Raw genomic sequence first — 12,263 nt, forward strand, 5'->3', positions numbered from 1 at the left:
TACCAATTGCAACGCTTTGGAGAATAAGATGAAAATTTGGGTAGATGCAGATGCGTGTCCAAATGTAATTAAAGAAATTTTATTTCGAGTGGCTAACCGTGTCGGTGTATCTGTAACGCTGGTGGCAAATCACCATGTACGCGTACCACCGTCACCGCATATTCGTTCGCTACAAGTCGAAAGTGGCTTTGATGTTGCGGATGATTTTATTGTGCAGCAGGTCGAAGCGGGTGATCTTGTTATCACTGCTGATATACCACTAGCCGATGAAGTTATCACTAAAGATGGGCATGCCCTTAATCCACGTGGTGAGCTATATACCAAAGAAACGATAAAGCAGCGCCTGCAGATGCGTGATTTCATGGATACAATGCGGAGTTCAGGCGTACAAACGGGTGGGCCTCCACCATTAAGCCAGTCTGACCGTCAAAATTTCGCAAATAAATTAGATACATTTGTAGCGAAAAACTTTAAAAAGTAGCATTCCTTCTTGTTTTAACGGGCTTATAATAAGCTCGTTATTTTGCTGAATTATTCTTTCTCTTTCTCTTTCTCTTTCTCTTTCTTGTCTTTGTTATCCTCTTTATTAGCAGAGGCTTCTTTCGCTGCTTTTTCCTGTTCTTCTAATAGTTTTTTTGGCGTGGCTTTTTTCTTCTTGGCAATTCGGTATTCGGTTGCAGCGTACCACTCAGACTTCTTGCTTGTTAACATTGTTTCTAATGCTTTTGAGTCAACGTCCATAAATTTTCCCATCGCAGTCGCGGGTAGCTCTGTTTTCCCAATTTTTTCATCGCTGGCTAGATCGACCATAACAGTGGCAGCTTCTGTTAATGCGGCGGCAAATTCATCACGATTGTTAAAGTTATACTCATCGGCATTCATTTTTTTACGCAAAGTGAGAGACCACTGTAATGCAAGATAGGGAACACGCGGATAAGGTTCTTTGGTGTTTGGATCAGTTTTTTTCTGTGGTAAATCATAGCTAATTCCTTGCAGGAAATAGGCGAGCGACAAGTATTTATCTTCTTTTAGTTGCTTGGATCCAATGAAGTCAGGTAAGTCAGATGGAGATAGTTTTTTTCCTTTATTATCAAATAGCCAGACCTCATTATCGTTACTCATCTCAGGCCAGAAATCATCACCAGAGCCCAGTAAATTGAAAGTGACTTTAAGGTTAATAGGTACACTGGTTCCGCCGTTAGGCATATCCCAAAAACTAGAGAGTAGGTGATGCTGGGTTGTGAGGTAGAGTAACCCTTCTTCAGGGCCAACCACGACACTGGCTAAATCTTTCGTTTGTGAACCGAGTTTTTTAGAGCAAGTGTAGCTTTCAAGATCAGTAGGTGAAGAGTTCTCATCCCATTTTTTTAGTTTGCCTCCACCATTCAATTTGCAAAGCGCGCCAAAAACATTCTTTTCGTTCTTCTTGTAGTGGTAAAGCAGCGCATACTCTTTGTCGTAACTCATCACTGCTTGGGTCGGTAGCAGTTGGTCGAGCGTCACGGTTATTACGTCACCATTTTTCAGCTCAGCGTAAGAGATCTTATCGGCGAGCGTTGAAAAAGAGAGGGAGGGTAGCAATAACAGGAATAAGCGTAAACTAGCGAGCATAGCCAGCCTCAAAAATTGGCACAGCTGATTGTGTTGAATGGATAAAAAACGCGGAGAAGCTACCCGTAGAACATGCACAGTATGATCTGCAATCATAATCAAGGCCTTTATTGCGTGAACTGCTGTGAGTTTAGCAAAGCTCTATCGTGCGGGAGAGAAAAGAAAGAAGAGTCTAAATAACGAGGCGGTGTTAAAAAGCTAACACCGCCGAAAGCAGCAAGGCTTAATTGGTATGACTTAGCATGCCTTAACGGTGAATTTGCCGACAGCAACGCTGACAACTTTGACGGTACTTCCTGCTGGAAGCTCTTGTTCAGTGGATGTTGGATCTAGCAATAGCTGCCATTGGACGCCCGAGTGTTTAACGTATACTGGGTTATCCTGCGCACTTAATGCCGAATTCAGAGTGAAAGTCAGACCCATAAAGTCACTGTGAACATTACTACTTTCCACTTTACTTTGCTGTAATCGCTTAAGAGGTTTCCATAGTAAGACAGTGATAAGACCTGCGCTAATACCGGTTGCACTGACAAGGCTTAAAAATGTCTCTGGCAGTATGCCCGCCCATGCAAGACTTCCCACGATAACCGCTGCAACACCGACAGCTAATAGCACTATGGTTGATAGACCTAATATTAACGTCTCAACAGAGAGCAATATCAAGCCAACAATAATGGTTAACTGTGCAGGGCTAATACCAAAAACATCCATACCATTTACCTTTAATTACTTACTTTGGTTAAGCTTATTAATGATTGTCATTGCTTCAGCAACCATTGTCGACGCATTCGATTGGCTGTCGGGAAGCAGAACCACCGACGATTCTTTAGCGATAGCCAGTTTTGCTTCAATTGCTTTGCCTGCGAGCTCTAGCTGTATCGCTTTTTGGCCTTCCTCTGTGGATGCGGTACGACCTACGACTTCAATCGCCTCTGCTTGCGCTTGAGCAACGGCTAGAATGGCTTGTGCTTCACCTTCAGCTTTTAATACTTGCTCTGAACGCTCTGCTTCTGCGGCTAATACGCGGGCTTGCTTTTCACCTTCGGCAATATTGATGTCTGATTGACGTTGACCTTCAGACTCTAAAATAACCGCACGTTTTTCACGTTCGGCCTTCATTTGGCGTTCCATTGCATCAAGTACCGAGCGTGGTGGCTCAATATCTTTAATCTCATAACGTAGTACCTGTACACCCCAAGGTTCAGAGGCTTCGTTGATAGAGGATACAATCGCAGTATTGAGGTTTTCGCGTTCCTCGAAGGTTTTATCGAGTTCAAGCTTACCGACTTCACTACGCATGGTTGTTTGCGCTAGCTGGGTCACTGAGAATACATAGTCATCAACCCCGTAGCAGGCTTTTGCAGGATCAAGTACTTTTAAGTACAGCACACCATCAACAACAAGTGAGATATTGTCTTTAGTAATGGCGGATTGTTGCGGAACATCGTATGCCTGCTCCTTTAACGAGCGCGTATAAGCAATGCGATCGATAAAAGGAATGATGAAGTTTAAACCTGCTTCCATTGTTTTGTTGTACTTACCAAAACGCTCGACAATAAATGCGGAGTTTTGTGGTACAAATTTGACGGATGAGCGAATGAAAATGATGATAAAAATGGCAAGGAATATCCAGCCATTAAACAGGTTTGGTAATAGTTCGATAATGTCCATATTGACTCTTCTAATAATAAATTGAATTGCGTTTTATTACTTTACCGAAAAGAGTCATCAGAGGTCTAGTTAAGTAGGCAATTAAATCGTAAAACGCGATCAAAAACTTAGATTAGAAAAAGAACCGGGGTGGATACCAGCGCTGAGATTGTGGCGAATGATAAAAGGGTAGATTTGAGATAAAGCGGGTGAGTCATAAAGAAAAAGCCAGCTCGATGAGCTGGCTATATAGTTAGCTGTTAGCTGTTAGCTGTTAGCTGTTAGCTGTTAGCTGTTAGCTGTTAGCTGTTAGCTTTAACTGTTTCTGGCTCTTTAGGGTGCCAAGCGCCATCTAGCTCTTCAAGTTCAGGGAACTTAGAACGGTCAAATACTGGTGTTTTGCCTGCTTTGATTTGCACTTCGTAGTCTTTGATGACTTTAATTGCAAGTTTAGACAACAATAGTAGAGCAACAATATTAATCAGCGCCATCATACCCATTGAAGCATCTGCAAGGTTCCAGACAACAGGAAGAGAGGTGACAGAACCAAACATAACCATGGCAAGAACAAGTAGACGGAAAGCAAATAGGCCTTTCTTGGTATTACCATTCAAGAACATGATGTTTGTTTCAGCATAGCTGTAGTTAGCAATAATTGACGTAAAGCAGAATAGCAAGATTGCAGCCGCCATAAAGTAAGCTGTCCAGCTACCTAGCTCGTTTGTTAGGGCTTGTTGTAGCAAACCAATACCAGAAGCAGCATCAGGTTGATCCATAACACCAGAAAGCATAATCATTGCAGCAGAAGCAGTACAAATAACAATAGTATCCGCAAATACACCTAGCATTTGAACAAAACCTTGTGATGCAGGGTGGTTTGGGTTGGGTGTAGCAGATGCAGCAACGTTAGCTGCAGAACCCATACCCGCTTCGTTTGAGAACAAACCACGAGCAATACCACTTTGCATTGCCTGTGCGATAGTGTAAGCAACACCACCTGCCGCAGCTTCTTGCCAGCCAAATGCGCTTTTAACAATTAATGCTAGTGCTGCGGGTAGTTCAGAAATATTCAATACGACTACTACCATTGCAATTGCTAGGTAGCTAATAGCCATAATCGGAACAATGCTTGCTGACGCTTGAGCAACCTTACGTAGGCCACCCATGATGAAAAACGCAGAAGCGGCAACAATAATAACACCCATAATTGTTTCATCGAAACCGAATGAGTGGTTTAGAGCATCAGTAATTGTGTTTGCTTGAACGGCGTTAAATACTAGACCAAAGGCAATGATTAGGAACACTGAGAATAGTGAGCCCATCCAACGTTGTCCAAGGCCTTTTTCCATGTAGTAAGCTGGGCCACCACGGTACTGACCGTCAACGTCTTTTACTTTGTATACTTGAGCAAGGGTTGATTCAACAAAAGCTGTAGACATACCAAATAGGGCAATCAACCACATCCAAAAGATAGCACCTGGGCCACCAGCAGCGAGAGCTACGGCAACACCGGCCATATTACCAGTACCTACTCGAGCAGCCATAGAGGTGCAAAATACTTGGTAAGAGCTTAAGCCGTTTTCGATATTTTTACCGCTCTTTAGCACGTCTATTGCGTGTCTAAACTGGCGGATTTGAATAAAACCTAAACGAAGTGTGAAGTAGATACCAACACCAACAAGAAGGTATATAAGAACTTGGCCCCAAAGAAGTCCATTAATAGTACCAATGATAGACATCAGCACGTTGTTTAGAGCATCTAACCAAGATTCGTTAGCAACATTCATTTTGTTTTCCTGTAACAAGGGCTCAATCGTAAAAATAATCGAGCGAACTGGAACATCCATTTAGTGACAGTTTGTCACAACGGTTTCAACTATATTTTGTTCTGGTTTCGTCTGTTTTATGCGGATTTAATCATCCGTAATTTAACATTATTGAAACATGAAACCGCAGATCAGCCTTTATAAAGGCGCTGCAAGGTAGCATGAAATACGAGAAAATCTACACGACACAGATCACATTTTGTCATGTATTGACTGCAAATTGAGAGGCTTTAAGTGGGTGCTTGAGCTAAACTGCCAATAATTCAATGGCTTGCTTACGGTATGTGCGTGCGGTTTATTTTGGGGTGAAACGCTGTCCAATTGAACAATAATGTGCATTTTACCGTTTAATGAGAATTTTTATAGAAGTAATTTATTAACATGATATGCAGAGGGGTTCATCTTTATGCAAGGAAATAGAAACATAAATCAACAACTATAATAATGAAGGTGCGAGCCTAATGGACAGCGTGTATCTGCTGTGTAGAGTTTTTCTTTTGTTGATGTGTTTCTTCGTGCTGTTCAACCACAAATTGGTAACCGCAAATACAGGTATAGGTGCCTGATTCACTAATAAGGAATTCATCACTTTGGTGACAGCGAACACAAGTATAAATAGTTTCCATGGGATATCTCTGTGTGAGTGGCTTGATGAATTATACATATCATGGTGTTAACAATGACATGTGGTTGTTTAAACTATGAAGTCCACCTAAATTATTGTCGAACAACTGAAATGAAGCTTGTTTCTATATTGCGCCTATGTTTGGTGCTCTAGTGAGGGTAGTCAGCCATATTTTTAGCAATGCTATAGCCCAAGAGGGGGAGATGAAGAGAGCAAGCCAGCGATCTTCCATCAATGATTGTGGTGGTTATCGCTACACTTGTTGTTAGCTGTAAATAGAGAAAATGTAGTAATCAATAGTGCTAATTCAGCTGAATTTTAAATATTTACACTTTGTTTCCATCAATAAGCTATCATTAAGTGTGTATCTAGTAGAACAAGTTATACTAAAGACGTTTGAAACAAGAGAAATTGATTCACTTATGTGAAAAGTGAGAGTATATTGCCTTTGTTGCTACTTGAGAGACATGCCACCTTCTCACTTATATAATAATTTAATGACCAACTTGGATCATTCTGTTAGTTGCTAGAGTAGCAAAGCCTCTTATCTGAGGTTTTGAGCCATATATAATTAAGACAGTTAATACTTTCCTATATTTAATAGTTATTTATAGAACGTGATTACTAAAGGGATCTCCTAATGCCATGATTGGAGCATCCCTCATATGAGTTAAGAGGTAATACATGGATAATTTTGCTGCTGCAGAAAAAGCATTAAGTGCAATGCTGAAAAGCGTAGATGCAGACGGTAACAAAAAAGTCGAACGTACAGACTATCGTCAAACATTAATTGATTTTGCTGATGAAGTACCAGGTCGTCAAAAAGCAGTAATTAAACGCATCCCTATTGATAAAATTAATAACCTTATTGCAGTATTACATGAGTTTCGTGATGAAGCTAAACATACTCGTATGGTTGAAATTTTAGCTATGATGGAAAAAGACGGCGTACACCCTGAAGATTTAATTGAGAAAGAATAACATTCTATTCTGCTCATATTAGCCTATAGGGTTCTGCTTCTGGTAATCTGAACTACTTTTGCTACTAGACTGACATTGTTGGTAATGTGCATTGGTAGGTAGTTATATGCCGTTGGCCTAATATAGAGTATGTCGTTCAAAATGTTTTTTAAAAGGTGCTTATTTCTAAGTGCCTTTTTGCCGTACCTGTAATTTGGATTAAAATCACGGAACTATTTGATCGCTTTGTTGCCTATAAAACTAGGTCTATTCGTTAAACAAATTGCACAGCGTAAAGTGCATTTTCAACAAGTGTAGAGTACGAACTTGGAAAATTTAGTTGAAGTATCCCGCCTGTCTAAAGCTTTTAATGATCATACCGCCATTACTGATATTAGCTTTACGCTTTCTTGCGGGCAAGTTTTAGGATTACTTGGTCATAACGGGGCTGGCAAGTCGACATTAATTAATACACTGCTAGGAACGCTACATTATGAAGGCAATGTATCACTTTTAGGGTTAGCTCCTGAAAAACATAGAGCTAAGGTTATGGAGAAGGTTGCGTATATTTCGGATGTTAGTGCTTTACCTAGCTGGATGACTATTAAGCAAATTATTAATTACATGAAAGGCGTTCACCCACAATTTGATGCGGATAAAGCAAAATCATATTTATTGGACACTGAACTTAAACTGAGAATGAAAATTGCTCAGCTTTCAAAAGGGATGAAGGTTCAATTGCATTTAGCTTTAGTGATGGCCACAGATGCTCAAGTCTTGATATTAGATGAACCAACACTTGGTTTGGATTTAATTTATCGGGAAAGATTTTATCGTGATATTAAACTTTGGGTGCAGCAAAATCATCGCGCGATGATAATTGCTAGCCATGAAGTCAGCGAAATTGAACATTTGATAACAGATGTGCTGGTTCTTAAATCTGGTGAAGTTGTTTTACAAGGTTCACTCGATTCTCTATATGCACAGTACACCAGTATTCGTATTCCACATGAAAATCGAGAAAAGGCCGAACAGTACAGCCCTATATATATCAAAGAAGATAAAGGACAGGCGGTAATGCTGTTTAATGATGAATCAAGCGAAGCACTTTTTGGTCTTGGGCAGGTATTCCAAACCCGACTGTCAGATCTTTTCTTAGCAAAACAATTGGGGCTTAGCGCATGAATCGCATTTTATGCTTAATTAGAAAAGAATGGATAGAGTATCCATTTATATATCGCTTTCCGCTTGTGATTGCTTGTGTCGTATTGCTGGCTCTTGCCATGTTTATGTCTGGGAATGATGTGTCGGTAACCTGGCAAGTTAATGGAAGCAGTGTGATCCCAGATATCGGGGACTTTTTAGGTTTTGCGGGTGTCTTAGGTAACTTTAATGTCTGGGTCGCCAGTATTGTGGCTGTTATATTATTTTTGGTATATACCCCGAAGGCATTAAGTAAAGAAAGAGAAGAAGGTAGTTTGATGTTTTGGCGATCGATGCCAGTGTCGGACTGGGAAACCGTGTGGGTGAAAATGTTGTTCACATTGGTTGTGTTGCCAGTTCTGGCTTCAACGGTTCTCGCTTTTTCTGATTTAATTGTGTGGCTACTGTCATCGTTATGGACAACACAGTCACTTGATATACAGTCATCGGTTACGCTATGGGCACTTTTACTGCACTGGCTTGCATTTATTGGTCGAATGGCAGCAGTGAGTATCGTGTTAGTTCCATTTGTGAGTGTTATTTTCCTGCTATCACAAGTGACACGAGCACCATTAGTTGTGCTTTTAGTGGCTGTTTTGCTGTTAAATATAACAACATCATTAGTTTTTAGTTCTACAGCATTAGGGGATTCAATAAAAGCGCTTTATCAGTTACCTGTTACGGTTTTATTTAGCGATAATCCAATCGGTACCTTGTTTTCAGTTAGTCTCTTCTCGTGGTTTGGATTAGTTGCAGTAAGCGTGATCTGTTTGATATTAACGGTTAAGATGCGGCAAACTGATGATTTTTGGGCTAGATTGAGTCACCGTTAATCAAAAGGAGAGCATAAGCTCTCCTTTTTTATTGCAAACCATATTCTGATGAAGAGTGTATGGTATTCAATGCATCAATAGGCATTTGTAAGCAAGTTGGACTTGAAGTAGTACGCCATACAGGTTGAATATAGTTGGCCACATTTGATTATGCAGCTGCTACAGAAGAGATGTAATCTGCTTCGTTCTTGTACTTACGAACATTGCGAGAAAGCGTACCTTTTGGCACATCGAAACGTTTCTCTGCTTCATAGCTAGATAGGCCATCAAAGATAACAGCTTCTACTGCGATACGTTGGTTTTGAGATTTGAAAATGCGCTGTGCAATGAATTGAAATTGATTACGGTTCATAGAAATACTCACAAATTATTCTTAGTGAACATGAAAGATGTCTTTCATGCATGCCTTGTTATTGAATAATTCTATAATACCTACTTAAACCCTAACGGTAGCTTAATGGCTAGTGTCAAAATGCCGCTACTAACAGTAACAATATGTTTGTAAATGTTACGCAGGGCAATTTGACACTTTTTTAGTGAGATTAGTGCTTAATTAGCTGTAATCCAGCGGGTAAAGCATCGCCAAATGCACGTTTAGTTTCTTCTTCTGTTAAGACTTTCACCTCAGTGACCATTTGGATCCAGCTTGCAGGTGCTTTGCTCGATTTTAGTTTTTCTATCACTTCTGCACGAGCTGTATCATCAATATCTAGTGTACGGTCACCTGTCATTCGACACATCATGACTGCGGCAAAACCTATATTTGGGTCAGTTCGCCAATCCAACTCCATGAGTTCTGGTAAGCAATATGAAATATGTTGTGCAGTTAATAGGTTATGGGCGCTACCGTAAAAGGGACTACGTGTGCCAATACGACCAATGGCCCACCAGTGTGCTTGAGAAAACTGATTTTTCTGCAAACGACCAAACAACCATTCGATAAGTTGAAGCTTATTTTCAAATGGAAGGTGCTCAAGCGATGCCGCTAAACGCACCATGTCTTGATAACTACGTTCTTGAAGTTCTTTATTCAGCTTGCTGTTACGGGTGGCACTTGGGTTAATGTATTTTGCGATATCTTTATAAATAACAAGTTGCTGTTCTTGAGTCAGTCCGCCAGCTACGCGGCGCCAAAATGTCCACCAATCACTCCATGTTTGAACATTAGATTCAAATTGAATGCCTTGTTGGTATAGCTGCCAAACTTGCTCCATACGCCATTCATCGGAAGGGTAGCCAAAACCAGGGCGTAGCGTAAAACCTGCCAACTTTAGCCAAGTTCTTTCATGAAGATCTGAACGACGACGGCGTTTTTTACTATCAACTAGTGCGGACGCAAGTTCACGTAAGCAAGGCGTTTCCCATGAATCACGCTTGCCTAGCATTTTCTCGAGATCTTTTTGTAGTGTTTTTAGTGTTTTGTTATCGGTTACTTTCGCGCTTCCGCCATAGACTAACTTGATGGCTGCGATTGCCTCGTCTATGCGTGCTGGTAAGATAGATTTAGCTTGTGTCGCATCTTTGTCTTTGTTGCGATGTAATTTAGCCAAATCTTTACGAACAGTAAATTCTACCTTCCAACGTTTAGATTTATCTGTTGCTGATACACATTCAACTTGCAGTGTGCCAACCTCGGTCAGCTGACAGGCAAGGGTGACAACCTCACGTTCTTTTTGGTTTGCCGCCAGAGAAGAGCGATCAGTATCACTGTCTAATGTGGCGATAAACGGTGGTAAACTGACAAAGCTGTCATTATCGATATCAACAATCTGACCGACTTCAGCGTGAGTATCATCGGTTGATGAAACCAAATTAAAGCGAACGGGTTCGCCAAGGGTTAGCGCAAAGTAACGATCTTCAAGGTGAATATCGTTCCCTTCATCTGTACCTTTGGGCAATAGGCATAAACCTTGTTTTGCGGATTTCTTATCTTCAATGGTTAAGAAGTAAGAACGGGCTGAGCCACCACCAATTTTCAATTGGGCACCATGACGTGCTTTTGCGTAAGCGACTGCGCCATACGCGACTGATAAATCGGGATGTGGGTTCACTAACTGAGTGACACTGTCACCCTTCCATTTCTTGAAGATATCAAGCGTTCGGTTGCTCAAAAGTGGGCTGTTGAATACGCCACCATTTAGTAACACAGCGGTTGGAATCGGTGGTATATCCCTGAGTTCCGTTTCACCATTTTGGTTTAGCGCATCGCGACAAACTTCATCGTGCAACTCAATAAATTGTGCAAGGTGTTTACTGATGGCAGGATCTGCAGCGTAGGGTAGGCCAAACTCAACCACTGCTGCTTGGCGTTGGTTAGGTTGATCTGAAAATTCAGTCAGCGGGAAAAAACCATCTAGTGCGATGGTATGTACTTCATCTTTGGTGAGTTCAACGCTTTTAGCGCCGCCAATTAAACGAGAGCCGCTGCCAAGTAGTGTGACTTTGGCTGTGTCTGGTGCATTGCCTGATAGTAATTGCTCTTTAACTTTGCGCGTTTGCTGAATAAGCTTTGATAAGCCTGCTGCGGTTAGTTTTTTATTGCCGCCATGAAGGCGAAGTTCTGCTTGATGGGCGAGAGCAAGGTCAAGGTTATCGCCACCTAACATTAGGTGATCACCGACGCCGATGCGATCAAGTTGGAGTTGCCCTTGATCTGAACTTACTTTTATTAAACTTAGATCGGTTGTACCACCGCCGACATCACATACCATAAGTAATGGTATGTCTTGGAGTAAAGAGTCTGCATTGTCTTTGTTTTGCGCATACCAGTCGTAGCAAACAGCTTGAGGCTCTTCAAGCAGTAAAACTTTCGGTAGTCCAGCCAGTTTGGCTGCTTCTAGTGTTAATGCACGAGCGGCTTCATCAAATGATGCGGGAACTGTGATCACGACTTCTTGGTGTTCAAGTTTGTTCTCTTGGTTGTGGTAGTTCCATGCTTGACGAACATGGTTTAGATAACTCGCACTGGCAACCACTGGTGATACTTTCTCAACCCCTTGGCTCGATGACCAAGGTAGAATCGCTTCATTACGATCAACATTGGGGTGTGATAACCAGCTTTTCGCACTAACAACTTGTCGACCTTCAACTTTAGCGCCGAGTTCACGCGCATACTCGCCAACAATAACCAGTGGAATATCACCGTCCACTAAGGCAGGCTGCCACGGCAAGATTAATTCAGATGCATTAATTTCGCTGGCGGCAGGGTGGTACCGAAAAGAGGGGAGTAGCGGTTTACGCGCAACTTCACCCGGGGCGATGAGCTGATCGATATCAAAAATATGGGTCGGGCTGTTTTCAAGATTATCTGTAATTTCGGTATAAGCGACAACGGTGTGGGTTGTACCTAAATCAATACCGACAAGAAAGCGAGGGGAAGCCATTTATCACTCCAGATAGTTATACCAATGTGAATGCTGATTGGTAGCGAAGTGGTAGCCGCAATAATAATTGTTTGAATTGTTCGTACAGCGTTTGCGGGGTACCAGTTAATAAATAAGGTAATGTCCGATACGAAAACAAACGGCGCATCGAGGATGCGCCGTTTGGGTGTTA

Annotated in this window: 11 protein-coding genes; 4 read left to right on the top strand and 7 right to left on the bottom strand. The window is 41.5% G+C overall.

Translation table 11 applies throughout. From position 1 onward, the window contains the following. Positions 1-28 precede the first annotated feature (28 nt). The gene (locus L4C35_RS00705; protein ID WP_428461079.1) at positions 29-481 is read left to right on the top strand and encodes a YaiI/YqxD family protein; all 453 of its coding nucleotides are present in this window, start codon (positions 29-31) and stop codon (positions 479-481) included. Positions 482-531: 50 nt separating this feature from the next. Here L4C35_RS00705 and L4C35_RS00710 read toward each other — a convergent pair whose 3' ends face one another. The 5 genes from L4C35_RS00710 to L4C35_RS00730 form a co-directional block, all read right to left on the bottom strand. Continuing rightward, entirely contained in the window at positions 532-1,611 is a 1,080-nt protein-coding gene (locus tag L4C35_RS00710; RefSeq protein ID WP_428461080.1) for a ParB/Srx family N-terminal domain-containing protein, read from the bottom strand. A gap of 237 nt (positions 1,612-1,848) precedes the next feature. Continuing rightward, positions 1,849-2,322, bottom strand: coding sequence for an NfeD family protein (locus tag L4C35_RS00715; RefSeq protein ID WP_428461081.1), 474 nt, complete (start codon positions 2,320-2,322; stop codon positions 1,849-1,851). Positions 2,323-2,337: 15 nt separating this feature from the next. Next, positions 2,338-3,282 (bottom strand): SPFH domain-containing protein, encoded by a 945-nt coding sequence (locus tag L4C35_RS00720; protein WP_428461082.1) that lies wholly within the window; start codon positions 3,280-3,282, stop codon positions 2,338-2,340. A gap of 281 nt (positions 3,283-3,563) precedes the next feature. Continuing rightward, complete coding sequence (locus tag L4C35_RS00725; RefSeq protein WP_428461083.1) at positions 3,564-5,048, bottom strand: alanine/glycine:cation symporter family protein; 1,485 nt, start codon at positions 5,046-5,048, stop codon at positions 3,564-3,566. Between the two features lie 497 nt (positions 5,049-5,545). Next, positions 5,546-5,713 (bottom strand): hypothetical protein, encoded by a 168-nt coding sequence (locus L4C35_RS00730; RefSeq protein WP_428461084.1) that lies wholly within the window; start codon positions 5,711-5,713, stop codon positions 5,546-5,548. 683 nt (positions 5,714-6,396) lie between these two features. Here L4C35_RS00730 and L4C35_RS00735 point away from each other — a divergent pair. The 3 genes from L4C35_RS00735 to L4C35_RS00745 all read left to right on the top strand — a co-directional run bounded on the left by L4C35_RS00735 (position 6,397) and on the right by L4C35_RS00745 (position 8,708). Continuing rightward, on the top strand, positions 6,397-6,693 hold the full coding sequence (locus tag L4C35_RS00735; protein ID WP_428461085.1) for a hypothetical protein: 297 nt from the start codon (positions 6,397-6,399) through the stop codon (positions 6,691-6,693). 306 nt (positions 6,694-6,999) lie between these two features. Then, entirely contained in the window at positions 7,000-7,857 is an 858-nt protein-coding gene (locus L4C35_RS00740) for an ABC transporter ATP-binding protein (RefSeq protein WP_428461086.1), read from the top strand. After that, positions 7,854-8,708 carry an ABC transporter gene (locus tag L4C35_RS00745; protein ID WP_428461087.1) on the top strand — a complete coding sequence of 285 codons (855 nt, stop codon included), beginning with the start codon at positions 7,854-7,856 and terminating at the stop codon, positions 8,706-8,708. The genes L4C35_RS00740 and L4C35_RS00745 overlap by 4 nt, the downstream gene beginning before the upstream one ends. A gap of 148 nt (positions 8,709-8,856) precedes the next feature. Here L4C35_RS00745 and L4C35_RS00750 read toward each other — a convergent pair whose 3' ends face one another. Both L4C35_RS00750 and L4C35_RS00755 read right to left on the bottom strand, forming a co-directional pair. Continuing rightward, complete coding sequence (locus L4C35_RS00750) at positions 8,857-9,072, bottom strand: helix-turn-helix domain-containing protein (protein ID WP_428461088.1); 216 nt, start codon at positions 9,070-9,072, stop codon at positions 8,857-8,859. 178 nt (positions 9,073-9,250) lie between these two features. Next, positions 9,251-12,091: an Hsp70 family protein gene (locus L4C35_RS00755; protein WP_428461089.1), complete on the bottom strand. Its 2,841-nt coding sequence runs from the start codon at positions 12,089-12,091 to the stop codon at positions 9,251-9,253. Between the last annotated feature and the right edge of the window lie 172 nt (positions 12,092-12,263).

Source organism: Photobacterium kagoshimensis, from assembly GCF_050337045.1.
Classification (GTDB): domain Bacteria; phylum Pseudomonadota; class Gammaproteobacteria; order Enterobacterales; family Vibrionaceae; genus Photobacterium; species Photobacterium kagoshimensis.